Here is a 25,107-nt window from a genome sequence, read left to right on the forward strand (position 1 = left end):
ACAGTAGGGATAAACCGAAAACGAGTGATAGGTGTAGCGCGCTGGATTTCAGTTGTTTTACACCAATGCTGTGGGTTATTGCGGCAGATAAAACCTGCGGGAAACTATTTTTGCTGGCAATTGCGCTTTTGCTAATAATAGCGCGGGGATCATGAAGGTATCTTATATCAGCGCATTGTTACTATCCGAGCCGGTGGGATTTGTTACAATCCCGCCTTATTTTTTAAGGGTGGATTAGGGTAATAATGACTCAGCAAAATACTAAAACCCAAGTGCCGCAAGGCGCACAGCGTTTGCGGCGAGAGCTTAAATCGCGGCATCTGGCCATGATTGCTATCGGCGGATCTATTGGTACAGGTTTGTTTGTTGCTTCAGGGGCAACCGTATCGCAAGCAGGCCCAGGGGGCGCATTGCTCTCCTATGCATTAATTGGCCTGATGGTTTACTTCTTGATGACCAGCCTCGGCGAACTGGCGGCATTTATGCCGGTTTCTGGCTCATTTTCAACTTATGGTTCCAAATATGTTGAGGAGGGCTTCGGTTTTGCCCTTGGTTGGAACTACTGGTACAACTGGGCAGTGACCATCGCTGTTGACTTAGTCGCCGCGCAATTAGTCATGAACTACTGGTTCCCTGACACCCCCGGTTGGATCTGGAGTGCGTTATTCCTCGGCTTGATGTTCTTGCTGAACTACATCTCAGTCAAAGGCTTTGGTGAAGCAGAATATTGGTTCTCGCTAATCAAAGTGGTGACAGTGGTCATCTTCATCATTGTGGGTGTGATGATGATAAGTGGCATCATGAAAGGGGGGGAAAGTGCTGGTTGGCATAATTGGACGATAGGTGATGCCCCGTTTGCCGGTGGTTTCTCCGCCATGATTGGTGTGGCGATGATTGTCGGTTTCTCGTTCCAAGGAACGGAACTGATTGGTATTGCGGCCGGTGAATCAAAGGATCCGGGCAAAAATATTCCCCGTGCTGTGCGTAAAGTATTTTGGCGTATTCTGCTGTTCTATATCTTCGCTATCTTGGTTATCAGCCTGATTATCCCGTATACCGACCCGAGTCTGTTACGCAATGACGTGAAAGATATTAGTGTGAGTCCGTTCACTTTGGTGTTCCAGAATGCGGGCTTGTTGTCTGCGGCGGCAGTCATGAATGCGGTTATTCTAACGGCGGTATTATCTGCTGGTAACTCTGGCATGTACGCCTCTACCCGTATGCTGTTTACCTTGGCCTCAGAAGGCAAAGCGCCGCGGATTTTTGCCAAGTTATCGAAAGGCGGTGTGCCACGTAATGCGCTATATGCCACGACCGTGGTCGCGGGTCTATGCTTCCTCAGCTCCATGTTTGGTAACCAAACCGTATATCTGTGGCTGCTAAACACGTCAGGTATGACTGGCTTTATCGCGTGGTTGGGAATTGCCATCAGCCACTATCGTTTCCGCCGTGGCTATATGTCACAAGGCCGTGATTTGAACGAATTGCCGTATCAGTCGGGCTTCTTCCCTCTGGGGCCAATTTTTGCCTTCGTACTGTGCTTAATCATTACCTTGGGGCAGAATTATCAGGCATTCCTGCAAGATCGCATTGATTGGTATGGCGTGACAGCCACTTACATCGGTATTCCATTGTTCCTAGTGATTTGGTTTGGTTATAAGCTGACCCGTGGCACTAAGGTTATCAAATATAACGAGATGGAATTCCCTAAATGGCGGGATGAAAGTGAAGAGCCGCAAGCGGCGAAAAAAACAGTGCTGATTTCTGACTAGTCAGCCTTACTGCTTAATTCAGCCATCGTGATAGGGCGATAATGATAGAAGGGCGATATTGTTATCGCCCTTTTTTTATGGTCGTAATCTACTTGATTTGTAAGCAATAATTAACCGACATTAGTGATGATTAGACAAAAAATTTCGCCAAATGAGTCCTACTCCTGCCAAAAGAATCGCCTCCTGATCGCTCAAGCCGATTAAATCACATTATAAAATATAGGGTTACACGCATTAATGCCAAATGAATAACATCAATCATATTGATAATTATTATCATTTGTTTTATTGTTAGCGCCACATTGAATATCAGCAGCAAAGCAGCACGAGTATCACTACAGCCCGCATGACCAAAACAACCGGTCAGATGGGTATGAATACTCTAGGGCGCGTGAGGAATACTCTGTGTCAATGCTTGTTTATCAAGGGAATGGGGCATGTCACTGCGGGTTTATCGCAAGAGACACGGTGAGGCTGAAGGGATTGATGCTGTAACCATAATATTTTTATGGATACCTCGGCAGTAATCGGATTCACATAATAATAATGAAGCATCAAGCCGTCATAGCCGAAAGCGCTATTTCTGCTGCGGTGAGCTATTGCCAAAATTTATAAAAGATAACTTTCATCTGCCCGACAGGCGGCAATGTGCTTTGCCAGATATCGCTATATGCCGCAACAACCTGACGGAAAGGCGTTGAGTCAATTTATACCTCATGGAGAACGTATAATGTTTTTTAGGAAAACAAAATCTGCGGCACTGGTGATAGCTGCAATTTGCTCGTCTCAGGCTTATGCTGCCGAAACGAATAGTCAGACTGCAACGACCACGACAGATACGATGGTGGTCACGGCAACAGGCTTCCAACAACGCATTCAAGACTCTGCGGCCTCTATTTCAGTGGTGACCCGCGAGCAAATTGAAAATAAAGCGTATCGCGATATTACCGATGCACTGCAAGACGTTCCTGGCGTCGTTGTCACTGGTGGCGGGAGTCACAGTGATATCAGTATTCGTGGGATGTCGGCAAAATACACTTTGATTCTGGTGGATGGCAAACGCGTTGATACGCGCGGCACTCGGCCAAATAGTGATGGTTCCGGTATTGAGCAAGGCTGGCTGCCTCCTTTAGCCGCTATCGAACGTATCGAAGTAGTGCGTGGCCCAATGTCCTCGCTATATGGTTCAGACGCGATGGGCGGGGTGATTAACGTCATTACCCGTAAAGTCGGCAAAGAATGGCATGGGACAGTCCGTGCTGATGCCACGTTGCAAGAAGATTCCAAATCTGGCGATATATTCCAGACCAATGCTTACGCTTCCGGTCCATTAATCGATGGCTTATTGGGGCTAAAAGTCAGCGGCCTGCTTTCTCATCGTAGCGAAGATAAAATCGTCGACGGTTATAATGAACAGCGCCTAAGAAATGGTGCAGCGACATTTACCTTAACGCCAGATGATCAAAACGAATTTGATTTTGATATTGGCCATTATGTACAAGACCGAAACTCCACTGCGGGACGTTCAATTCCCATAACGAGTGCGAGCAGTGATGTGCAATATGATCGCAATAACTATGCGATTACCCACCACGGTTATTATGACTTTGGTAATTCCACCAGTTATGTTCAACGCGATGAAACGCGAAATCCATCTCGCGATATGAAAAGCGTAGATAACGTCTTCAATACTCAAACATCATTCTTATTGGATAACCACACCCTGATTCTAGGTGGGCAATATCGCTATGAAGAATTGAATGACAAGGGTAACCAATTAGCGTCAGCCAAAGATTTGACCAAATTGACCCGTTGGAGTTGGGCGTTATTTGCTGAGGATGAATGGCAGATGACCAACGACTTCGCCCTAACGGGTGGTGTACGTATGGATCAGGATGAAAACTACGGGACACATTGGACGCCGCGTTTATACGGTGTTTGGCATTTAGCCGAGCAGTGGACATTAAAAGGTGGTGTATCGGGTGGTTATCGTTCACCTGATTTGCGTCAAGCCACAGAAAACTGGGGGCAAATCACCGGTGGTCGTGGCGATCCGGCGATCATTATTGGTAATGCTAACCTGAAACCAGAAAGAAGTATCAGCCAGGAAATCGGTATTCTCTGGGATGATCAGGAAGGTATGAATGCGGGCCTGACGCTATTTAATACTGATTTTAAAGATAAAATTACTGAGGTTCGCCGTTGTACTGATAGTACTGGTAATGCGTCTGGCCAATGTATGATTAATGGCACTGCTTATAAATTTATCAGTGACCGTACCAACGTAGATAAAGCCATCACTCGTGGTGTAGAAGCCACATTTGATTGGGAAATCAACAAAGCGTGGTCAGTGACCTCCAACTATACCTTCACGCAATCTGAGCAGAAAAGTGGTCAATTCTCTGGTCAGCCGCTGAACCAGATGCCTAAGCACATGCTGAATGGCACCCTGAACTGGCAAACAAGTGAAGAACTGGCGACGTGGATCCGTGCTAATTATCGAGGCAAAACCTCCGAATACCTCAACCGCACCAGTATTGGCGCAAGTACGCCGTCCTATACCTTTGTGGATTTAGGAGCTAACTATCAGCTAACGAAAGAATTCCGCTTGATGGGTGGCGTCTATAACGTGCTGGATAAGCGCGTTAATGTCGAAGTTAACGATAAAGTGCTCGACGGCCGCCGTTATATGATTGGCGCGAGTTACGATTTCTAATTATCGTTCTCGATTTGTCGTCATTTAGGGGGTTATTACGCCGCAACACGTTATTCGATAAGCGTCAAAAAGGGTGGCTGATGATGTCAGTCACCCTTTTTCATTTAGATGATGATCAACTGATGCCAATCGCAATCACTTTCTGGAATGCGGCTCTTTGTGTCAGGCTGTGATACCAGCGTTGCAAATGCGGCAGTTCGGGGCGAACGATCGGCATATTGAACCAAGCGTATGCAAAACACCCGAGCGGAATATCACCGATACCGAATTTATCCCCAGAAAAGTAAGGTTGATCCTTGATGGTGCTGTCAGCAATGGTCATTAATGCATTCAACTGCTCAACACCTTCAGCAATTTTGGCTTTATCCTGCTGATCTGGCGGCGTTCGCACTAAACCGATAAATGCTGCTTTAAACGGAACACTCATGCCTGAGGTGACCCAATCCATCCACTTTTCAGCACTGGCCCGCGCACGTGCGTCAGACAGATACAAGGTGTTTTCCCCATATTTGGCGGCTAAATAGCGCACGATGGTATTGGATTCCCACAAAATGAAATCCTCCTCTTGTAGGCAAGGAATCAAGCCATTTGGGTTTAATGAGCGGTAAAGGGGTTCATTCAACTTGCCATATTGGCCACCGACATCAATACGCTCGTAGCTGACGTTCAATTCTTCTAAACACCAAAGCACTTTTTTGACATTGGTCGAATTGTTCCGACCCCAAACAGTGACCATATTTATCCCTCTATTGACATGAAATATTATCTATTTTTGCGCGCGGCCAATGGTGAATATCCCAATCATGTAGAATCGCCAAATCCACCAATTCATTACCGGGGTTAATGACGGCGGCATGATCGACATATTCCAGTAACGGCTTATCATTAATCGAATCGCTGTAGCCATAGGAGTGTTGGAAGGCGAACTGGGGCGATGCCGATAGCCATTGTTTTAACCTTTCGACTTTACCTTCGCGATACGTCAAAGTGCCGTAGGTTTTGCCGGTATAGCGTTCATCTTCCACCGAAACACCGATAGCGAGTGCCGCATTGGCAGATAAATGCCGCGCGATGGGCGTCACCAAATGCTCACCGGTAGCTGAGATGATGACGATGTAATCGCCCCGTTGGCGGTGCCAATCGAGCAGTTTTTGAGCTTGCGGATAAATGCGCGGCAGGATATCACTTTCAATAAAACGCTCAACCCAGCTTGCTACTTCAGCCGTCTGCCGCCCCACCAATGGAGATAAAGTCGATTCCATATAACAGGACATCGACAACTCCCCACGATAATACTGCTTCATTAAAAATTGCTCTTGTTCTGCCAGTTCGATGGGGGCAAGCCCTTTATCGACCAGCCAGCGCATCCATAGGCCGGAGCTATCGTCGCTGATTAGCGTCTCATCAAGATCAAACAAGGCCAAGTCCATTAAGCCACCTCCTGATAAAGAGAAAGATTGAAGTGATACTTAATAGTGTGTGTGCAGGACATGACAAACTCCCCAACGGAATAAAGGGCTTTAGTAGCTAACCTAATACTTTCTACCTAAACATGGAAGAGGGTCAGCATATCCACCCAATAAGACAGCCTTATGATCATGGCGGGTAAGCCCACGGTTAATGATGAAAGACATAACATAGAACGGATTGATATTGGTGAGTTACAGAGTTTAGGTGTTAATTATTTATATCGTTTAGATATAGATTGTTAAGTATCTAGTCGAGAACGCTCTTAAAACTGTTCGGTTTACGCTCAATAAAAAAGAGCGGATTGATGCGGTTTGCTGCTAAAGCCTGATGGCCTAAGAAAGAGTGTTGTCGTCTGTCTGCTTTCACCCCCACAGCTCAGGAGCTGATTATGCTGATTATTCGTTTGTATGGTTGTCCAGTTTTCATTGGTTCGGAGCAAAAAAAACAGCCAAGTGAACATTCTGGAGTGAAAAATGAGCCACCAAAATTTAAGCCATCCATCCTTAGTTAGTCACCCCCCATTCGTTGCGCCATCTGCCGCGAATGTCGCCTCTACACACTCGTTACCCTTATTGGATCTCGCATTGCTCAATGGCAGTGAAACAGATCGCCAGACTTTTTTAGCCGACTTACGCCATGCGGCACGGGATATTGGGTTTTTCTATCTCACCGGACATGGTATCGACCCTGCGTTATTAGAACAAATTCAAACACTGTCACGTCAATTCTTCGCGCTACCCGATGAAGAGAAGCTGGCGGTTGCCATGGTGAACTCACCTCATTTTCGTGGCTATAACCGCGCCGCCGCCGAGCTTACTCGTGGTCAACCTGATTGGCGCGAGCAGTTTGATATTGGTGCGGAAAGAACCCCATTACCACAAACATTAGAGACGCCACGTTGGGCGCAACTGCAAGGCCCGAATCAATGGCCAGCGGCATTGCCTGAGTTGAAACCCGCGTTACTGCAATGGCAGCGTGAAATGACGGGTATGGCGCTGCGCTTATTACGTGCGTTCGCACTGGCATTGGATCTGGATGAAAACGCCTTCGATGAACTGTATGGCGATAAGCCTAACGAGCACATCAAACTGATTCGTTATCCAGGACGCGAAACGACCCAAAGCGGGCAGGGCGTTGGTGCCCACAAAGACTCCGGCTTCCTGAGCTTCTTACTGCAAGACAAACAGCGTGGTTTACAGGTTGAAGTGGAAGAAGGCCGTTGGATTGATGCGGTGCCCCAACCAGGCACTTTTGTGGTCAATATCGGCGAACTGCTTGAACTGGCCAGTAACGGCTACCTGCGTGCCACGGTGCATCGAGTGGAAACACCGCCAGCCGGTACTGACCGCCTGTCCATCGCCTTTTTCCTCGGCGCGCGTTTGGATGCGGTGGTGCCCTTGTACCAATTGCCCGCAGCAATCGCCGCAGAGGCACGTGGCCCAGCCAGCGATCCACAAAATCCCCTGTTCCGTGATGTGGGGCTAAATTACCTCAAAGGACGACTACGGTCGCATCCTGATGTCGCGAGTCGTCATTACCCTGGTGTGATTGCCTCATCAGAAACTACCAGCTCAACTTATTGATATTAAATTATAAAAACTTATTTTTAGGATAATGATGATGACAACAACACGTATTTCAGGTTTGGTTCGCACAGCTTTGTTCACGGCACTGGCATCAACTTTTGCTTTATCAGCACAAGCTGCTGACGCATTGCGCGTTGCCGCAGATCCGGTTCCTCATGCGGAAATTCTGCAATTTGTCCAAAAACTCGACCCATCACTGAATCTAAAAGTGATTGAGATTCCGAATGGTGTTAACTCAAATGAATTGTTGGCCCACGGTGATGTTGACGCCAACTATTTCCAGCATGTTCCTTATTTGCACTCGCAAGAGCAGGCACTGGGTCAGAAGTTTGCGGTCGCCGCAACAGTGCATATCGAGCCGCTGGGAGTGTATTCCCACAAACACAAAACGTTCGCAGAGGTGCCGGAAAAAGGGACGGTCGCGGTGCCGAATAACGTCACTAATCTTAGCCGTGCACTCTATTTATTGCAGCAGCAGGGATTGATCACACTCAAACCGGGCTTTACTGATCCGGCTAAGAATCAGGCGACGCCGAAGGATATTGCGAGTAATCCCAAACAGCTGAAAATTCTGGAAATCGAATCACCACAAATCCCGCGTTCTTTGGATGATGTTGATTTAGCGGTGATTAATGGCAACTACGCATTAGAAGCAGGGCTGAATCCGGCAAAAGATGCTTTGGGGTTGGAAAAAGCGGCGGGTAACCCTTACGCCAATATTCTGGTGACCACGCCAGCGCTGGCAAAGGACCCACGCATCATTCAATTGGCGAAAGATTTGCAATCACCGGAAGTAGCGAAATTTATCACTGAAAAATACGCCGGTTCTGTTATTCCAGTGGCAGGCAATAAATCATGATTAGCATCGAACGCCTGAGTAAAACCTATCCGCAAGGCGGGCTACCAATGGTGGCCCTGACGGAGGTGTCGCTCGCGATCCCCACCGGCTCGGTGTTCGGTATTATTGGCCGCAGCGGAGCGGGTAAAAGCACCTTAATCCGTTGTTTGAATCTCTTGGAGCGGCCCACTTCGGGCCGTATTCAGGTGGATGGTCGTGAGTTAACCACCCTGACTGATCGTGAGCTACGTTTGCAGCGGCAGAAGATTGGCATGATTTTCCAGAATTTTCATTTGCTGCATTCGCGCAATGTGTCGGACAACATCGCGGTCGGCTTGGAAATCATTGGTATGCCGAAACTGCAACGTCAACAACGTGTCGCAGAGTTATTGGATTTAGTTGGGCTGAGTGATAAAGCCCTGGCTTTTCCCTCACAGTTATCCGGTGGGCAAAAACAACGAGTGGGTATTGCGAGGGCGCTGGCGGCGAAACCGGCTTACTTATTATCTGATGAAGCCACCAGTGCATTGGACCCCGAAACAACGGCCTCAATTTTAGCGTTACTGCGTGATATCAATCGCCAACTGGGGTTGACCATTGTGCTAATTACCCATGAATTGGATGTGGTGAAGTCTATTTGTGATCACGCTGCACTGCTTGAACGTGGTCGCGTCGTGGAGACGGGCGTGATTGCGGATTTACTCGCGTCGCCTGATTCGCGTTTGGGGCGTTCATTATTACCGACACGGGGGCCAGCGTCGGTATCTGGCACGCCCGTTGCGGAGTTAACCTTCTTTGATACTTTAGCGGCCTCGCCAGTGCTGAGTGAATTAGCGCAGCAACATGCTGTGGGGGTCACATTGTTGGGCGGCGGGGTGGAATCCATTGGTGGCCACCGGGTTGGGCGTTTACAAGTTGATTTCAGCCACCCAGACGGCGGGTTAAATTTGGCTGAGATATTACAGTTTCTTAATGAGCGTGGCGTGAGGGCGGAACTGATATGAGCAGCGGCATGAGTTGGCAGGACCTGCTGGCATTGGTGACGAATGCCACCGGTGAAACGATTTATATGGTGGTGATCGCCACCTTTTTTACTGTTTTGATTGGGCTACCGCTTGGGGTGTTGTTATTTGTTTCGCGCCCTGAAGGTGTGCTCCCAGCACCACGGTTGAATACGTTGATCGGTGCCATTGTCAATCTGGGCCGATCAATGCCCTTCGTGGTGCTGCTGATTGCTTTAATTCCGATTACACGTTGGATTATCGGCACCACATTGGGCAGCACTGCGGCGATAGTCCCTATCACGTTGGGGGCTATTCCCTTTTTTGCTCGTGTCGTGGAAGCAGCGTTAGATGAAGTGGACAAAGGGCGGATTGAAGCCATTTTATCGATGGGTGGTTCAGCCAGACATGTGATTCAAAAAGTGTTGTTGCCGGAAGCTTTGCCTGCATTATTGGCCGGTATTACCTTAACCGTTGTCATGCTGGTGGGCTTCTCCTCCATGGCGGGTGTGATCGGCGGTGGCGGGCTAGGTGATTTGGCGATTCGTTATGGTTATCAAAGATTCAATAATGAAGTGATGGTTGCCACACTCATTATATTGGTGATTTTGGTGCAAGGCGTGCAAAGTCTCGGCGATAAATGGGTGAGGTCGCTGGCACATCGGCGTTAAAGTTGTTCTGGTTATTTGCTGTTTCCCCGCACTCTTCAGCTAATTCGTCTTTTAATTCTTGACGCTCCTTTTTTTACCTATCAAATTGATAGGTAAAAATTTGAGAGGTGATTGAATGGAATCGAATACACCTTCGCATTATCAGGGAATTGCTATCAGAGAATTTCCGCTTAGTGCCATTTCAGCACGTAAAATAGTGAATGATTTGGCAGTAAATAGCACTGGCCGCATTCGGTTAAGTACACATGCGAAACAAAGGATGTCTGAACGGCGTGTCACGTTACGACAGATTATGTCTGTTTTTACCAGTAAACACAGTCGTTTTACCGAAGCTCCGCACCTCACTGCGGCTGGCGATTGGAAATTTAATCTACAAGGTATCGCAGCAGGGACATGATTGAGGTTGTGACGGTATTGAAGCGGCATGAGGATGATCCTGCCTTGTTTGTTATCACGGTTATGATTAAGTAGGGAGAAAAATCATGTATCACTACACGGAAAGTGGTTTAACGACAGTGTGGCTGGCTAATGGTTATCATTGTGAATTTATTGATGGTGAGCGATTTACCAGTATTGATGATGTTGATGGCCTTCATCGTTTGATTGGCAAGATACTGGTTAACCGCTGTAGCCCATTAGCCGCTGATGACATGCGATTTATACGCATTGAAATGAATATGTCTCAAAAAAATCTTGCGGCATTACTCGGGGTTGATGTTCAAACCGTTGCTCGTTGGGAGAAGGGGCAAAGCAGCTTACCTCGGACGGCGGATGTCTCTTTACGTGCTCTTTATATGGAGTCTATTGATGAGGACAGTGAGGTAGGGCACTTCTTACGGATACTGGCAGACTCTGAAGCTTTGCAATCCATGGAAAAACTGATTTTTGAAGAACGTGAGCACCGATGGCAAAGAGCTGTTTAACATTTTTCGCCACCCGTCAGCAGGCGTGATACCCACAGCTGCTGACGGGATGCAAAACTAACCGTTTAATGCCTGCGACAAATCGGCAATCAAGTCTTCGGTATCCTCAATACCCACTGATAAGCGCAGTAACTGTGGCGTGATACCGTGCTTTAACCGTGTCTCTAACGGGATTGAGGCATGAGTCATGCTGTAGGGTTGGCTGATTAAGCTCTCCACGCCACCGAGGCTTTCTGCCAAAGTAAACAAATGTGAGCGCTTAATCACCGCGCGGGCATAGCTATCATCACCTTTTAGCCGCACAGAAATCATGCCACCGAACCCTACCATTTGTTTGGTGGCCAGCGCATGTTGAGGGTGGCTTTTCAGCCCCGGATAATAGACGTTTTCTACTTGTGGCTGCTGCTCCAACCATTCAGCGATACGTTGCGCGCTGTGGTTATGTCGTGCCATCCGCAAGGCTAAAGTACGCAACCCACGTAAGGTCAAAAAGCTGCTGAAGGGATCCAAAATCCCCCCGACCGCATTATGCAAAAAGCCCAACTGCTCGGCCAATTCAGGGTTTTGACCTACTGCGGCGACACCGGCGACCACATCAGAGTGGCCATTGAGGTATTTAGTGGCGGAGTGCACCACAATATCAAAACCCAGATCCAACGGACGCTGAATATAAGGGGAGGCAAAAGTATTATCTGCCACACTAATGAGTTGATGTTTTTTGGCAATCGCCGCAATGGCAGACAGATCCGCCAGTTTTAGCAATGGGTTAGTCGGCGTCTCGACCCAGATCATTTTGGTTTCGGGCAGGATCGCTTGTTCTAGCGCGACAGTATCCGCAGGGGAGACATAGGTGACCCGCAAACCGGCGGTGCGGCTGCGCACCTTTTCCAATAGTCGGTATGTGCCACCGTATAAATCATCAACGGCAATGATATGGCTACCTTGATCCAGCAGCTCGAGCACGGTTGAACAGGCGGCTAAACCAGACGCGAATGCGTAGCCACGTATACCGCCTTCCAGTTCCGCGATAGCCTGTTCCAACGCAGTACGCGTGGGGTTGCCACTGCGTGAGTATTCATAGCCAGTATGTTCACCGGGCGCAGGTTGCGCAAAGGTGGATGTCGCGTAAATCGCCGGCATCACTGCGCCAGTGCTGTCAGGGGTATAACCGGCGTGAACGGTTAGGGTGTCGAATTTTGCCATGATATAAATCCTTAATGAAAGAAGGTTAAGCCAGCTTCTGCCGCCAGTTATTCAATACATCGGTTCGGGTAATCAGACCGAGGAAACGCTCACCATCCAAGACCACGGCCACATGGCCATCATTAAAGGTCGCCAACAGATCGCGATAATCAGCCTCTTTTTGTAGCGTGTTGACCCGACTTGTCATCGCGGTGCTAACGGGAAATTTGAAATGGTTGGCATCGGCTTGTACAGCATTCAGCAAATCCCATTCGTCGATTAATCCCACCACTTTTTCGCCCTCTAATACCGGGAGTTGCGAGATGTCATATAAACGCATTCGAGCGTGGGCAACTGATAAGGCATCTTGCGGTGAGACAGAAATAGTCGCGCCATCCTGATGGCTATAAGTGATGAAATCGCGTAAATCGCCATGCTGAGTTTTACTCAGCAAACCCTGTTCGAGCAGCCAGTAGTCATTGAACATTTTTGATAAATATTTATTGCCGCTGTCACACACAAAGGTGACCACGCGTTTGGGGGTGGTTTGCTCACGGCAATAGCGTAGTGCTGCGGCCAATAAAGTACCGGTTGAGGAACCCGCCAAAACACCTTCCTCCCGTAATAGGGTGCGAGCAGTGCTGAAGGCTTCAGCATCATCGATGCGATAAGATTTTTTCACCTGCGCGAAGTTGCTCAAGGGAGGAATGAAGTCTTCACCGATACCTTCCACCAACCAGCTTCCGGCATCGCCAATCTGCGCGTTGTCGACATAATCAGCCAAAATAGAACCCGCAGGGTCAGCCAAGACAAATTCGGTGGCTGGTGACACATCGGCGAAATATTGGCTTAAGCCACTGAGCGTGCCGCTGGAACCCACCCCCACGACGATAGCATCAATTTTTTCCTCCATTTGCTGCCACAATTCGGGTCCGGTGGATGTCCGATGCGCCGCCGGATTGGCTGGATTGTTGAATTGATCAATATAAAAAGCGCCAGGCGTTTCTTGCGCTAATCGTAAGGCATAGTCCTGATAATAAGCGGGGTGGCCTTTACCCACATCTGAGCGTGTGAGCAACACTTGTGCGCCTAACGCCCGCAAGTGGAAAATCTTCTCCTGACTCATTTTATCCGGTACGACCAACACCAGCTTGTAGCCCTTTAGCGCGGCAACCAGTGCTAGCCCAAGCCCTGTATTACCCGCAGTCGCTTCGATGATGGTGCCACCGGCTTTTAACAAACCTGATTGCTCTGCTTGCTCAATCATCGATAGAGCAACTCGGTCTTTAATCGAACCGCCAGGGTTTTGATTTTCCAATTTCACAAATAATTGGCACGGTCCAGTATCAAAGCGAGTCAGTTCCAGAAGCGGGGTGTGGCCGATAAGATCAAGCACCGAGCGTGGGATTGCCATGTGTTTCTCCGAAAAAGGGGGCTTCAGTAAAGAAGCGCGCCGATAAAGAGTGTGTTAACTAAGCGCTCAGCTAACCATTTATGGGTCAATGATAGCGCCAGCGGTTTAAGCACTAAAAAGAACAAATAACCTCTCCATATTTCTTTTTGGAATAATAATGCTATTTCTTATGACGTTTGGATGTTTAGATGTCAGGACGTTCGGATAGCGAGATGTTTAGCCGTATGGGCATCAGTGGCTAGGTGAATCAGGGTCTTTACAAAACAAAACGTAAAACTGCGCCCAATTGACACGGCAATGGGATAAATTTAGAAAAGGTGTCGAAATATGACTAAACTCAAGTTTCAGCATCAGTAAAAAGACGTTATTTTTTCGTTAATTGGACCGTGGGCTGTTCTAGCAGCACCATTTATTTCCGATTATTTGCAAGGATACTTTGGCGACCTCATGATGAAATTTCTCCTCCCTTTCAAGATAAAAAAATTGACGTTCAGTGCTGGACTATTGCTCTTGGCACTGCCCGCTGCGCACGCGGCTGATGACCCTGCGGTCCCCCCAGTTGACGCCAAAGCTTATGTATTGATGGACTACAACAGTGGAAAAGTGCTGGCCGAAGCGAATGGTGATCAGCGCCTTGATCCGGCGAGTCTGACCAAAATCATGTCCAGCTATGTGATTGGACAGGCGATTAAAGCCGGTAAAGTGCATCCAGATGATTTAGTGACTGTCGGTAAAGATGCTTGGGCGACCGGTAATCCGGCATTGCGCGGTTCCTCGCTGATGTTTTTGAAACCGGGTGATCAGGTAAAATTATCCGATTTGAATAAAGGCATCGTGATTCAGTCAGGTAATGACGCCAGCATCGCGCTGGCTGATTATGTCGCGGGTAGTCAGGACAGCTTTGTCGGGCTAATGAATAATTACGCTAAAGCGCTGGGCCTCACGAATACTCACTTTATGACGGTGCATGGCCTTGATGCTCCGGGGCAATACAGTACGGCGCGTGATATGGCGGTGTTAGGGCAGGCCTTGATCCGCGATGTACCAGAAGAATATGCGTTGCACAAAGAGAAAGAATTTACCTTTAATAATATTCGGCAAATTAACCGTAATCGGTTGTTATGGAGTTCTAATCTCAACGTCGATGGCATGAAAACCGGCTTTACTTCTGGCGCTGGGCATAATTTGGTCGCCTCGGCCACTGATGGTCCGATGCGTTTGATTTCCGTCGTATTAGGGGCACCGAGTGATCGGGTTCGCTTCAGTGAAAGTGAAAAATTACTGACTTGGGGATTCCGTTTCTATGAAACTGTGGTGCCCATTAAAGCAACTAAGCCTTTTGTGACGCAAAAAGTGTGGTTTGGTGATACCGGGCAGGCAGATCTTGGGGTCGCTGAAGATGCGGCAATTACGATCCCGAAAGGGCAAATGAAAAATCTAAAAGCCAGCTATACGCTCAATCAAACTGAGCTACGCGCGCCGCTGGCGAAGCATCAAGTGGTCGGCACCATTGATTTCCAGCTTAATGGCAAAACCATTGAACAACGTCCGTTGGTGGTGATGACCGAAATCAAAGAGGGCGGGTTCTTCAGCCGTATCTGGGATTTTGTGATGATGAAATTGAGCCAGTGGTTTGGGGGAGTATTCGGCTAGTTGGCCTGCGTGTCGTGGGCAGGGCAGGTACTTTTCAATAATCTTAATGGCTACTTTTCAGTAGCCATTTTTATTAAGTCGAGATGACGATAAATCAGTTACAGGCAACAATCTTAATGGCCAGCCCGCCACGAGACGTTTCGCGATATTTAGCGTTCATATCTTTGCCAGTTTCATACATGGTTTCGATGACTTTATCCAAGCAGACACTCGGCTCACTGGTACGACGCAACGCCATACGGGCTGAGTTAACCGCTTGTACGGCGGAAATGGCGTTACGCTCAATACAAGGAACTTGAACTTGTCCAGCGACGGGATCGCATGTCAGCCCCAGATTATGTTCCATGGCGATTTCAGCGGCGATACAAACCTGAGCAGGGCTACCCCCCATTAACTCAGCCAATCCGGCAGCCGCCATTGAGCAGGCAACACCGACTTCCCCCTGACAACCCACTTCAGCGCCAGAAATTGAAGCGTTCATTTTATACAGCGCGCCAATCACACCGGATACCAAGAAATAGCGGCTATAAGAGTTCTCATTCACTGGGCGAATAAACTTATCGTAGTAAGCGAGTACCGCAGGAATAATGCCGCATGCACCGTTAGTCGGAGCCGTTACCACCCGCCCGCCCGCCGCATTCTCTTCGTTTACGGCTAAAGCGTACATATTGATCCAATCGACAACCATCATCGGATCAGCATTGTGTTTATCGGTAGTGACCAACATACGCCGTAATGCAGCAGCACGACGTGGCACTTTCATGGGGCCAGGCAATAAGCCTTCGGTATTGATTCCGCGCTCGATACCAGCACGCATAACGTCCCAAATAGCGGAAAAGTGTGCACTGATCTCAGCTTTACTGTGCAATGCCAGCTCATTTTGCATCACTAAACCAGATAGTGATAAGCCAGTATCTTTGCAGTGTTTTTGTAAGTCACGAGCAGAGTTGAATGGATAGGGTACCGAAACGGCGTTGCTATCTTGCTGACCAAAACTCGCTTCATCGACAATAAACCCACCACCGATAGAGTAATAAGTTTTACGCAATAGGACTTCATCACCCGCATGAGCCGTGATGGACATGCCATTCTCATGCAAAGGTAAATTAGTTTCGTGGAAGTTCATCCCATCTTTAGCGGGAAAATCCACTTCGTGCTGGCCATTCGCCAACAGCAGACGTTCGCGCAACTCAACATCGCGGATAAACCCAGCAATGGCATCAATATCAACGGTATCGGGCAAATTCCCCGCTAGGCCCATGATAATAGCAATGTCGGTATGGTGACCTTTGCCGGTCAGTGACAATGAACCGTAAACATCAACGGTAATTCGCGTCACGTCAGAAAGATGTCCTAGCGCGATCAGGTCATCGCTAAACAGCTTGCCAGCCTTCATCGGGCCGACGGTATGGGAGCTGGAAGGGCCAATACCAATCTTGAAAATGTCAAAAACGCTGACCATATTTTAACCTCTTAAAGGTTTTAATTATTAAATTGCTGACAATGCCGTGGGATAGAGAACCGGTACGGGCGCACCGGCTTTTGAAACGATTTTTTTCAGCAGTAAATGCTATTGGCTGGCCGTGGAAGTTGGCCAGCCGCATTATCATTAACCGAACAGGCTGAACAAGATTGCAGAGATAGCAATCAGGCCCATGATAACCACGAATACGTTACTGATATGACCGCTATACTTACGCATCGCAGGCACTTTATGGATTGCGTACATTGGCATCAAGAACAACAGCATAGCGATGATTGGGCCACCCAGTGTTTCAATCATGCCCAGAATGCTTGGGTTCAAGGTTGCGACGATCCACGTTGTCACCAGCATGAACAGCGCAGTAATGCGGTTCAGTTTGTTGGTGCCGATGGTTTTGCCTTTGCTACGCAAAGATTTGATGATCATGCCGTTAAAGCCTTCACGAGCACCCAGATAGTGGCCCAAGAATGATTTAGTGATAGCAATAAAGGCGATGACGGGTGCCATGTAAGCAATGATTGGGGTATTAAAGTGGTTAGCGAGGTAAGACAGAATAGAGATGTTCTGGCTTTTCGCTTCTGCAAGGTCTGCCGGTGACAAGCTCAGTACACAGCTGAAGACGAAGAACATGACCGTGACAACCATCATGATGTGCGCAAAAGCTAAAATGCGTGAACATTTTTTCTCAGCATCCACACCGTATTCTTCACGTTTTGAAACCGCAAACGCCGAAATGATAGGAGAGTGGTTGAATGAGAATACCATGACGGGAATGACCAGCCACATCGTCATCCACAACCCGCTGCCTGTACCGTTACCGTCCATTGATACGTGCTCGAAGATGGCACCAGACCAGTTTGGGATCAGATAAACAGCCAACAGCATCAATGCGGCGACAAATGGGAATACCAAGATGCTCATTGCTTTAACGATGGTGTGCTCACCAAAACGCACGATAGTCATCAGGCCCACGATCAAAATCAAAGACAGGATGGCACGCGGTGGTGAAGGCAAATGCATCTGATGGGTAATGAAGCTATCAACGGTGTTGGTGATAGCAACGCTATAGACCAACAAAATAGGGTAGATAGCAAAGAAGTAAAGCAAGGTAATCAGTTTACCCGCGCCGATACCAAAGTGTTCTTCAACCACTTCAGTGATGTCTTCACCCGGATTTTTACCTGAAAGCACAAAGCGGCACAGGCCACGGTGAGCAAAGAAGGTCATTGGGAAGGCAATGACTGCCATCACAAGCAGTGGAAGTAGACCGCCGATACCGGCGTTGATTGGCAGGAATAATACACCCGCGCCGATTGCTGTACCGTATAGGCCCAACATCCACATAGTGTCACTTTTACGCCATGTGCTTGCTGAAACTTTTCCCGTGGAGGCAAGGGTGCCTGCTTGAGTAGTGTCCATGAAAAATCTCCAATGTGAACACGTTAATTTAAAATTAAGAGCCGAAAGTTAGAAACCTGTAACGCATTATTTTGCCGCGCTATCAGGCGAAAATTTCAGTCAAAACGATTCGGTTATAATGGTTGCCCTGGTTATTAGGTTGATGCCGTGGTCATGCTTATATCTAAAAATAAAGTGCAAAAATTAACCGACGATAAGCGTATTAATTCGCTTTATCGGATATGTTTTTTGTCTCCGCCAATGCGGTAGTTTTTGCTGGCGGCAAGATAACGATTTGCAGTGGAAACTACCGTGATCATGCTCTCAAATGCTTAATAAACTCGTTTTATGGTCATTGTTGCTAATTTACAACTAATTGTTATTCAAATGTATCTTGATTGTAGATGTGAATAACTAATATCCATTTTTTTATTTTGATTAATAAGTAATCAATTTATTTTTTATTGCTCAAATTTTGAGGTGCAATATATTTTAACCACGTTTTTGGATCTAGTTAAATTCAATATTTTCGCTATTTCATTGATTGAAGTCATAAGTTGAAAATTTATATAAAAACAATAACAAATTGATATTTAATGATTTATTTTATTTTCCCTGTGAGATTAGCGTCTAAATTTGACGATAATATCATCATGAAAATAACAAATAAAAGTGGTTGATTTTCTGTTGATGAAAATAGAATAACGTGGATAGATGGCAAGATTTCTTTTATTTGTCATAGAAATTCATTCTACCGGTAATTTGTCGGACAAAAAAATAGCGCTATTCCTTTACATGAATCCATTAAAAGGAAGACTAAATGTTAAATTAATTTACTTTAAAGATTACCATTGATGAATACTTAATAATCAATGGAATTATGTTTTGAAATTTTTAATACGGAAATATTAAATATCCATAAATGAAATATGGATATCTAAATCAGATAATATGGCGAAAATAGACTCGGAATTAAGCTAATGAATACCTAGGTAGAGTTATCTACCCAGGGGGAACTGTGATGGGAATTTTACTAAGTAATTCAAGCCTAACAGTAAGTGATGATGCCTTGAGCAGAGAAGAACTGGCTGAACTCAGCCTCCGGCTGGCGATCCGTCACAACCGTATCAAACAGTGTCAAAGCACCGATACTGGCAGGTTTTATCTTGCCGAATTTGCTGTGGTCAGCGACCAGAATTTTATGCTGGGATTTTGTCAGCGCACGGTGCTTCAAAATGATCTCATCAAAATTGAAACAGGTTGCGCCATATTCAATTGAAACACCTGCTGCTGAGATAAATGCTTTATTGGGGCAGATATTATCCAGTTCATTATGCTGGCTGAGCGGGGTGAAAATGTAATTATTCGGTTTGAACTCGCCCCCACACAGGATGACTTTGCAATTGGGTTTGTCTTGTAAGGAAAGAAACGTGTTGAGGGAGTAACAGATCGCCGTAAAGGAGAGTTCTTCATCGATCTCGTCAATGATTGAGGGAATAGTGGTGCCACAATCAAAAAAAACCGTATCGTTTTCTTCGATAAGTTGAGCCGCTAGTTGCCCAATTCGGCGCTTCTCTTCCACCTGCTTGGCTTGCTGATCAGAAACAAAATAACTGTTGGGATTGTTGCTTTTGGGGTCCATTACCACGTAGCCCCCCAGCAAAATGATCGCTGTTGGCTCTGCGCTCAGATCCCGCCGAATGGTCATTTCCGAAACACGCAATAGGTTGGCTGCGTCTTTAAGATGGATTTTGTCGGAACGCTTTAGGGCCTGAGTAAGTTTACTTATTCGTTCTGCACGGCGGGTTTCCATAAGCGATTCCTGGCAAACTATTCACGATACCTTGTACGGCAAAACAGCACAGGGCAATAAATAAGCCCGGCATGACCGGGCTTACAATGATTTAGTAGCTTGATGCGGCCGCTTGTTGGCCCGAAACGATAGTGACCCCAGAGCTAGTGCCAATGCGAGTGGCGCCTGCGAGAATCATTTTCTCCGCTGTCGCTTGGTCACGAACTGCACCGGATGCTTTGACCCCCATGGCTGGGCCAACGGTGGAGCGCATCAATTTTACATGTTCTTCTTTTGCGCCGCCGGTGCTGAAACCTGTTGAAGTTTTCACAAAGGCGACGTCCAATTCACGGCACATCTCACAAACTTGAACGATTTGTGCATCACTGAGTAGGCAAGTTTCTAATATTACCTTCAACGGTGTAGAGGCGCAATTATCACGCACGGCCTGAATGTCAGCTTTAACTTCAGCCACTTTGCCGCTTTTTAGCCAGCCAACATTGATAACCATATCAATTTCTTGCGCGCCAGCGTTGATGGCAGCTTGAGCTTCAAACGCTTTTGCTTCTGTTAGGCCGGCCCCTAACGGAAAACCAATCACTGAACATACTTTCACTGAACTACCCGCTAGCTGTTGTGCAGCCAAAGGAACATAACCTGAGTTCACGCATACTGCATAGAAATGATGCTGTTTAGCCTCTTCACACAGTTTGATAATTTGTGCTTCGGTCGCATCCATTGCCAGTAAGGTATGGTCGATATAGCTCGCGTAATTGATGGTCATGAATATTATCCTTTTTCCATTTTTCAGTTTACTCAACTGTTATGATAGTAACATCAAAATAGAAATAAAAAGGTTTTTTTCACGAATAATGCAGTGTGGTGTTAATTAAATAACATTTAACGGTGCGCAAGTGAGATCCAAGTTCTGATATCAATGGTTCAGATGGCGGTGATGATAGTGAAGTTAAGAGAACGCATTGCTGACCTTTAGGCCAATCAGCAATGCGAAAGAAAGGAGTGGAGAGGCTAGCTTCTGACCCACCCTCTGTTGATAGGGACGGCAAAACTGAGGTGATATAAGCGCTTCATACCATTGGCGATGGATTCGCCAAACAGGTTCCACACTAACTGAGCAAACAAGCAGCCGACCATCCCTAGCAAGAAAGCGCCAACCATATCGAGTGGCCAATGTACGCCCAGATATATTCGTGACCATGCGATAGCAATTGCTATCACCATCATCGTGATTGCTGACCAGACTTTATGCCAAAAAACAAAGGCTAAGGCGACGGTGAAAATCGCGGTGCCGTGATCGCTCGGGAAAGAGCTATCGGGTGAATGACTCAGGAAATTATAGCCAAACCCCACGACAAAGGGCCGGTCGTGAGGGAATAGCATGCCGATACAGGCTGAGGAGAGCATAGAGAAAGCGAGCGCCATGGCGGCTTTCGTCACCATCGCCCGTTGTGAGTCCATCGCACTCTTTGGCCCCCATAGCCACAAGCCAATCAGCAATGCTGGAATAATCATGATTAAGTCGCGTGCGATAAAAGTCGCAAAAGAAATCATCCATGGTGATGATGCGGGAGTCGCATTTATCATCGAAAAGAAAAAGTAATTCATTTGTTCCATTATTCTGCACCCTTATCGCGGTTGTAATAACCGCTAATCATCCAAAAAAGAGCCAATTGGCTAAACCATACCCACCAACCTGCCCAGAGGTTATGGGTAAGAAAATGTGCGCCGCGCATGATTTGACCAAACCCCATCAACATGCCAAGGCAGAGGCCTACGACCCAACACAGCACTGCCAAACGGGGCCGTTCGGGGTAAAACAGAAAAAAAGTGCCATGACAGCAAAACCACTAGAGGCATGTCCACCCGGAAAACAGTGGCCGGGGCCGGCCCCGATGGGAACCGCGCCTAATAGCACGTAGTTCAGGGATTTCCCGCCAAATTGCACCAAATCCCAAGGACAAGAGTGCGCGCTGGTGGCTTTTAGAATACCGATCACTAAGGGGCCAACCCCTAGCAGCAACATACTGGTGATTAACCGGCCATTTCGGTGATAAATCCCCCAGAACAAGCTGACCACGGCAGCGCTAATAATGGCCATTTTCAACAGTCGATGATTCAGTAAATCCAGCCAATAATTATGTTCTAACGGAAAATTTTGCCCAATGGGGTCAAACCAATACTGGCTGATAAACCAATCCAACTGTTCATGGCGAGATAGCCAAAGAAACAGTAATCCACTGATCGCCAATCCAAAAACTTGCCAAAAATAAAATGTTAGTGGCAATGAGTAAAGAGAGTTTGTCCGAATTGTAGGTGTCGTTGAGACGCGATTTAAAATTGACGGGTCGACCTCAGGTTGAGGTCTAGAGTTATGGGGCTTCACAAATCAACCTGAGCAGAAGGGAATAATGCTGGTACTGTAATAATTTTGTATTAAGAAAGCCTTAAGGGGGGAGCTTGAATTTCAGGCAAGAAATACAATCTCTATCATTCGGGGCATGACCTCGGAACGAGTGACTAAAATGACTTTAATGATAACTAATGAATATCTTGTCTTTAGACCCATCAATTCGAGTTGGCTACTGTATTAGGGGTATCAACATATAAGTTATTAGCGAGGTAATGTAGTGAAAATCTTAAAATAATCTTTAATATTCAATTTGATATGTGACTTATGTTACTGTCGCTCGATGAAAACAATATCCGCACCCCATGACGCGATTTTTAAACAATTTCTGACCCACCAACAAACTGCTCGTGACTTTTTGGAGATCCATTTACCGCCTGAATTACGCCAAATATGTGACCTAAATACCTTACAATTAGAATCAGGCAGCTTTGTTGAGAATGACTTGAAAGCTTATTATTCAGACGTTCTCTACTCGCTAAAAACACAAATGCAGGATGGGTATATTTACGCTCTAATCGAACATCAGAGCTCACCGGATAAACAGATGGCTTTTCGGTTAATGCGATATGCTATTGCGGCTATGCAACGCCATCTTGAAGCAGGTAATGAAAAACTACCATTGGTCATTCCGATCTTGTTTTACCACGGACAGGTTACACCGTACCCATACTCAATGAACTGGCTACAAGCTTTTAACTCGCCAATTATGGCGGGTAAATTGTATTCTTCTGACTTCCCGCTGGTTGATGTAACAGTGATCCCCGATGATGAAATCATGACTCACCGGAGTATCGCTATGCTGGAACTCCTGCAAAAGCACATTCGCCGACGTGATTTATCCAAACTGTCAGATCGATTAGTCATACTGTTATCAAGGGGCTACAATACCGACGATCAGCTAGTATCATTGATAAACTACATGCTACAGGATGGTGAAGATTCGGTCCCTAAAACCTTTATATGGGATCTCGCTCGTCGTTCGCCACAGCACAAGGAGTTACTCATGTCGATTGCAGATAAATTGAAGCAAGAAGGCCATCAGGAAGGAGCGCAAGAAACTGCCCTGAGAATTGCTAGCGCTCTGTTAGCCAGTGGCGTTGATCGCGCTATTGTAAGGAATACTACAGGCCTAAGTGAAAAAGAATTGACTCAACTTTGCCATTAATTACACGGCGGAGTTAGTAGCTCTAGCAGATGACTTTGTTCTAAATGTTATCTATTTGCTGTAATTCATTTCCTTCTGCGGCGACTCTATCAGCAACCAGTTTCTTATCAGTCTTTTCGCCGGTTTCTAAAGAACGCTCATGCAGGTTGTACCAAAGTTCGGCAATATTGCTTAACGTGCGGCGTTCTGGCTCATCTCCTAACCAAGGCTTATTGCACACTTGTTCCATTGCGTACTACAGCAAAACTTGCCACAAAAGAAATATCATCATCACTACATCGCACCCGCCTGCACACTGTGCATTATAAAGTTTTTTCAGTTTTAGTTTTACAAAACAACCCGCCAGCCCGCGCCGTGGCTGGGGCTTTGCGGAGTTTTGCCAACTGAAAAGAATGAAAAGAGTTTCAGTGTTTTTCAGTTTATGGATCCTATATAGGAAATAAGATAACAATCAACTTGTTGAAATATAAAGAAGAAATAATTCTTATGTGCTTTTTGTAGAATCTTTACATACTGGGAAACTAAGTTAATTAAATATCAAAACTCAGGGTTGGTGCAGCTTCGAGTGTCAAATTTCATTGCGAGACAACTGAAAAAATGAATTATTTTGAATCGGGGAAAATCATACTGGTGAAAGGCTCAACCTAGTAATATTATATGTATGACTAAACTTACTCATTGTTGAATGCGAACCTATGAACATTTTATCCCTTTATGGAAAAGAGATTTTTGCATTTGTAGTTCCAATATTTACATTATTACTAAATAAATATTTCAAGAGTAGTGCCAATATTTGCTATGGCGCACTGCATGAATTTACATACTTAATACAGGAATCATTGGAAAATACCGATGGTGAAGTCTTAAGGGAAGTGCAAACCGTACATACGCTTTCATATATTTTTAGTAATGAGGGGCGAGAACCGGCTACGAATGTAGAGATTATCTTCAATTATCGTCCAATGTATTTAAATGTTTGGCCATCAAGAGCTTATGAATTAAAAGTTGATGGGGAACGTAGGCATATCATGGTATTTGATTATCTTGCACCAAAAGAGGCGATACGATGTGAAATGATGTCAATCAATTCGGAATTACCGTCACTATTATCAGTAAGGTGTAAGGAAGGACTTGCCAAGCCGATAGGGTTATATCCACAGAAAATATTTAATCCACTTCTGATTAATTTTGTTCGCTTGCTAATTTTTCTTGGTTCAGTGAGTTTAGTTTATTTAGTAATTATCTTACTGCAATGGTTAATCGTTAAGACGGGATAATCGTCAACAGTAACCAAAAGGCCGCTCAGTGCGACTTTTTGGTTTAGCATCATCATGTTTTTCAAATCTTACCTAGAACCCACTCATGAATGGGATAACCGTCAATATCAGTGCCACTGGTAGTACTGATGATGATCCATTCGCCAGAAGCCAATAATTTGTTAACTTTCTTTTCTCCAGCCTTTTCTGCCCATAACGAAGATATGATTTCAATTTCTTTTACTGTGTGAAGCAGACTTGTTTCCATTTTTGCCACTTTTTCTCTTGAGTTACTATAGAGAACCTAAAAACACCGAAGTTATGCCGCCATTCCATCGCCAATGGACATGCAAAGT

Annotated in this window: 22 protein-coding genes and 1 pseudogene; 11 read left to right on the forward strand and 12 right to left on the reverse strand. The window is 46.2% G+C overall.

Going from position 1 to position 25,107, the window contains the following annotated elements:
- Positions 1–245 precede the first annotated feature (245 nt).
- Both BN68_RS01780 and BN68_RS01785 read left to right on the forward strand, forming a co-directional pair.
- Positions 246–1,772 carry an amino acid permease gene (locus BN68_RS01780; protein ID WP_019209435.1) on the forward strand — a complete coding sequence of 509 codons (1,527 nt, stop codon included), beginning with the start codon at positions 246–248 and terminating at the stop codon, positions 1,770–1,772.
- A gap of 730 nt (positions 1,773–2,502) precedes the next feature.
- Complete coding sequence (locus tag BN68_RS01785) at positions 2,503–4,488, forward strand: ligand-gated channel protein (RefSeq protein ID WP_019209436.1); 1,986 nt, start codon at positions 2,503–2,505, stop codon at positions 4,486–4,488.
- Positions 4,489–4,603: 115 nt separating this feature from the next.
- Here the strand turns inward: BN68_RS01785 and BN68_RS01790 are convergent, their stop codons facing one another.
- Positions 4,604–5,224: a glutathione S-transferase gene (locus BN68_RS01790; RefSeq protein WP_019209437.1), complete on the reverse strand. Its 621-nt coding sequence runs from the start codon at positions 5,222–5,224 to the stop codon at positions 4,604–4,606.
- Between the two features lie 10 nt (positions 5,225–5,234).
- The gene (locus BN68_RS01795) at positions 5,235–5,918 is read right to left on the reverse strand and encodes an HAD family hydrolase (RefSeq protein WP_019209438.1); all 684 of its coding nucleotides are present in this window, start codon (positions 5,916–5,918) and stop codon (positions 5,235–5,237) included.
- A gap of 513 nt (positions 5,919–6,431) precedes the next feature.
- On the opposite strand from BN68_RS01795, the gene BN68_RS01800 reads away from it, so the two are divergent.
- From BN68_RS01800 to BN68_RS01825, 6 genes are all read left to right on the forward strand, one after another.
- On the forward strand, positions 6,432–7,541 hold the full coding sequence (locus BN68_RS01800; protein ID WP_019209439.1) for an isopenicillin N synthase family dioxygenase: 1,110 nt from the start codon (positions 6,432–6,434) through the stop codon (positions 7,539–7,541).
- 37 nt (positions 7,542–7,578) lie between these two features.
- On the forward strand, positions 7,579–8,403 hold the full coding sequence (locus BN68_RS01805; RefSeq protein ID WP_042806360.1) for a MetQ/NlpA family ABC transporter substrate-binding protein: 825 nt from the start codon (positions 7,579–7,581) through the stop codon (positions 8,401–8,403).
- Positions 8,400–9,386: a methionine ABC transporter ATP-binding protein gene (locus tag BN68_RS01810; RefSeq protein ID WP_019209441.1), complete on the forward strand. Its 987-nt coding sequence runs from the start codon at positions 8,400–8,402 to the stop codon at positions 9,384–9,386. The genes BN68_RS01805 and BN68_RS01810 overlap by 4 nt, the downstream gene beginning before the upstream one ends.
- Positions 9,383–10,054 (forward strand): methionine ABC transporter permease, encoded by a 672-nt coding sequence (locus BN68_RS01815; protein WP_019209442.1) that lies wholly within the window; start codon positions 9,383–9,385, stop codon positions 10,052–10,054. The genes BN68_RS01810 and BN68_RS01815 overlap by 4 nt, the downstream gene beginning before the upstream one ends.
- A 115-nt stretch (positions 10,055–10,169) precedes the next feature.
- The gene (locus tag BN68_RS01820) at positions 10,170–10,451 is read left to right on the forward strand and encodes a hypothetical protein (RefSeq protein WP_019209443.1); all 282 of its coding nucleotides are present in this window, start codon (positions 10,170–10,172) and stop codon (positions 10,449–10,451) included.
- A gap of 85 nt (positions 10,452–10,536) precedes the next feature.
- A complete protein-coding gene (locus tag BN68_RS01825) occupies positions 10,537–10,977 on the forward strand; it encodes a helix-turn-helix domain-containing protein (protein WP_019209444.1) in 441 nt (146 codons plus the stop codon).
- A gap of 57 nt (positions 10,978–11,034) precedes the next feature.
- On the opposite strand, the gene BN68_RS01830 is transcribed toward BN68_RS01825, so the two are convergent.
- On the reverse strand, positions 11,035–12,180 hold the full coding sequence (locus BN68_RS01830) for a trans-sulfuration enzyme family protein (RefSeq protein ID WP_019209445.1): 1,146 nt from the start codon (positions 12,178–12,180) through the stop codon (positions 11,035–11,037).
- 25 nt (positions 12,181–12,205) lie between these two features.
- Complete coding sequence (locus tag BN68_RS01835) at positions 12,206–13,573, reverse strand: pyridoxal-phosphate dependent enzyme (protein WP_019209446.1); 1,368 nt, start codon at positions 13,571–13,573, stop codon at positions 12,206–12,208.
- A 447-nt stretch (positions 13,574–14,020) separates the two neighbouring features.
- On the opposite strand from BN68_RS01835, the gene BN68_RS01840 reads away from it, so the two are divergent.
- Positions 14,021–15,226: a serine hydrolase gene (locus BN68_RS01840; protein ID WP_019209447.1), complete on the forward strand. Its 1,206-nt coding sequence runs from the start codon at positions 14,021–14,023 to the stop codon at positions 15,224–15,226.
- A 94-nt stretch (positions 15,227–15,320) separates the two neighbouring features.
- On the opposite strand, the gene BN68_RS01845 is transcribed toward BN68_RS01840, so the two are convergent.
- From BN68_RS01845 to BN68_RS01870, 6 genes and pseudogenes are all read right to left on the reverse strand, one after another.
- The gene (locus tag BN68_RS01845) at positions 15,321–16,688 is read right to left on the reverse strand and encodes an L-serine ammonia-lyase (RefSeq protein WP_019209448.1); all 1,368 of its coding nucleotides are present in this window, start codon (positions 16,686–16,688) and stop codon (positions 15,321–15,323) included.
- Positions 16,689–16,835: 147 nt separating this feature from the next.
- On the reverse strand, positions 16,836–18,128 hold the full coding sequence (locus tag BN68_RS01850) for an HAAAP family serine/threonine permease (RefSeq protein WP_019209449.1): 1,293 nt from the start codon (positions 18,126–18,128) through the stop codon (positions 16,836–16,838).
- A gap of 1,027 nt (positions 18,129–19,155) precedes the next feature.
- Positions 19,156–19,920 carry a DNA-binding transcriptional repressor DeoR gene (gene deoR / locus BN68_RS01855; protein WP_019209450.1) on the reverse strand — a complete coding sequence of 255 codons (765 nt, stop codon included), beginning with the start codon at positions 19,918–19,920 and terminating at the stop codon, positions 19,156–19,158.
- A gap of 91 nt (positions 19,921–20,011) precedes the next feature.
- Entirely contained in the window at positions 20,012–20,683 is a 672-nt protein-coding gene (gene deoC, locus BN68_RS01860; protein ID WP_019209451.1) for a deoxyribose-phosphate aldolase, read from the reverse strand.
- A 245-nt stretch (positions 20,684–20,928) separates the two neighbouring features.
- Positions 20,929–21,534 carry an undecaprenyl-diphosphate phosphatase gene (gene ybjG, locus BN68_RS01865; RefSeq protein WP_019209452.1) on the reverse strand — a complete coding sequence of 202 codons (606 nt, stop codon included), beginning with the start codon at positions 21,532–21,534 and terminating at the stop codon, positions 20,929–20,931.
- A pseudogene (locus BN68_RS01870) lies at positions 21,534–22,204 on the reverse strand (phosphatase PAP2 family protein). The gene ybjG and the pseudogene BN68_RS01870 overlap by 1 nt, the downstream one beginning before the upstream one ends.
- Positions 22,205–22,610: 406 nt before the next feature.
- Between BN68_RS01870 and BN68_RS01875 the strand changes: the two are divergent.
- Complete coding sequence (locus BN68_RS01875; protein WP_019209453.1) at positions 22,611–23,495, forward strand: Rpn family recombination-promoting nuclease/putative transposase; 885 nt, start codon at positions 22,611–22,613, stop codon at positions 23,493–23,495.
- Between the two features lie 40 nt (positions 23,496–23,535).
- On the opposite strand, the gene BN68_RS01880 is transcribed toward BN68_RS01875, so the two are convergent.
- Positions 23,536–23,724, reverse strand: a complete 189-nt coding sequence (locus BN68_RS01880; protein WP_019209454.1) for a hypothetical protein — start codon at positions 23,722–23,724, stop codon at positions 23,536–23,538.
- Between the two features lie 466 nt (positions 23,725–24,190).
- Between BN68_RS01880 and BN68_RS01885 the strand changes: the two genes are divergently transcribed.
- Positions 24,191–24,772 (forward strand): hypothetical protein, encoded by a 582-nt coding sequence (locus BN68_RS01885; RefSeq protein WP_019209455.1) that lies wholly within the window; start codon positions 24,191–24,193, stop codon positions 24,770–24,772.
- 61 nt (positions 24,773–24,833) lie between these two features.
- Here the strand turns inward: BN68_RS01885 and BN68_RS01890 are convergent, their stop codons facing one another.
- Positions 24,834–25,028 (reverse strand): hypothetical protein, encoded by a 195-nt coding sequence (locus BN68_RS01890; protein WP_019209456.1) that lies wholly within the window; start codon positions 25,026–25,028, stop codon positions 24,834–24,836.
- Between the last annotated feature and the right edge of the window lie 79 nt (positions 25,029–25,107).

It is taken from the genome of Yersinia massiliensis CCUG 53443, assembly GCF_000312485.1.
Classification (GTDB): domain Bacteria; phylum Pseudomonadota; class Gammaproteobacteria; order Enterobacterales; family Enterobacteriaceae; genus Yersinia; species Yersinia massiliensis.

Bases quoted from the DNA above. Each gene is read 5' to 3' on its own strand.
- BN68_RS01780 (WP_019209435.1), top strand. From the start codon at position 246: ATGACTCAGCAAAATACTAAAACCCAAGTGCCGCAAGGCGCACAGCGT.
- BN68_RS01785 (WP_019209436.1), top strand. From the start codon at position 2,503: ATGTTTTTTAGGAAAACAAAATCTGCGGCACTGGTGATAGCTGCAATT.
- BN68_RS01790 (WP_019209437.1), bottom strand. From the start codon at position 5,224: ATGGTCACTGTTTGGGGTCGGAACAATTCGACCAATGTCAAAAAAGTG.
- BN68_RS01795 (WP_019209438.1), bottom strand. From the start codon at position 5,918: ATGGACTTGGCCTTGTTTGATCTTGATGAGACGCTAATCAGCGACGAT.
- BN68_RS01800 (WP_019209439.1), top strand. From the start codon at position 6,432: ATGAGCCACCAAAATTTAAGCCATCCATCCTTAGTTAGTCACCCCCCA.
- BN68_RS01805 (WP_042806360.1), top strand. From the start codon at position 7,579: ATGACAACAACACGTATTTCAGGTTTGGTTCGCACAGCTTTGTTCACG.
- BN68_RS01810 (WP_019209441.1), top strand. From the start codon at position 8,400: ATGATTAGCATCGAACGCCTGAGTAAAACCTATCCGCAAGGCGGGCTA.
- BN68_RS01815 (WP_019209442.1), top strand. From the start codon at position 9,383: ATGAGCAGCGGCATGAGTTGGCAGGACCTGCTGGCATTGGTGACGAAT.
- BN68_RS01820 (WP_019209443.1), top strand. From the start codon at position 10,170: ATGGAATCGAATACACCTTCGCATTATCAGGGAATTGCTATCAGAGAA.
- BN68_RS01825 (WP_019209444.1), top strand. From the start codon at position 10,537: ATGTATCACTACACGGAAAGTGGTTTAACGACAGTGTGGCTGGCTAAT.
- BN68_RS01830 (WP_019209445.1), bottom strand. From the start codon at position 12,180: ATGGCAAAATTCGACACCCTAACCGTTCACGCCGGTTATACCCCTGAC.
- BN68_RS01835 (WP_019209446.1), bottom strand. From the start codon at position 13,573: ATGGCAATCCCACGCTCGGTGCTTGATCTTATCGGCCACACCCCGCTT.
- BN68_RS01840 (WP_019209447.1), top strand. From the start codon at position 14,021: ATGATGAAATTTCTCCTCCCTTTCAAGATAAAAAAATTGACGTTCAGT.
- BN68_RS01845 (WP_019209448.1), bottom strand. From the start codon at position 16,688: ATGGTCAGCGTTTTTGACATTTTCAAGATTGGTATTGGCCCTTCCAGC.
- BN68_RS01850 (WP_019209449.1), bottom strand. From the start codon at position 18,128: ATGGACACTACTCAAGCAGGCACCCTTGCCTCCACGGGAAAAGTTTCA.
- deoR (WP_019209450.1), bottom strand. From the start codon at position 19,920: ATGGAAACCCGCCGTGCAGAACGAATAAGTAAACTTACTCAGGCCCTA.
- deoC (WP_019209451.1), bottom strand. From the start codon at position 20,683: ATGACCATCAATTACGCGAGCTATATCGACCATACCTTACTGGCAATG.
- ybjG (WP_019209452.1), bottom strand. From the start codon at position 21,534: ATGGAACAAATGAATTACTTTTTCTTTTCGATGATAAATGCGACTCCC.
- BN68_RS01875 (WP_019209453.1), top strand. From the start codon at position 22,611: ATGAAAACAATATCCGCACCCCATGACGCGATTTTTAAACAATTTCTG.
- BN68_RS01880 (WP_019209454.1), bottom strand. From the start codon at position 23,724: ATGGAACAAGTGTGCAATAAGCCTTGGTTAGGAGATGAGCCAGAACGC.
- BN68_RS01885 (WP_019209455.1), top strand. From the start codon at position 24,191: ATGAACATTTTATCCCTTTATGGAAAAGAGATTTTTGCATTTGTAGTT.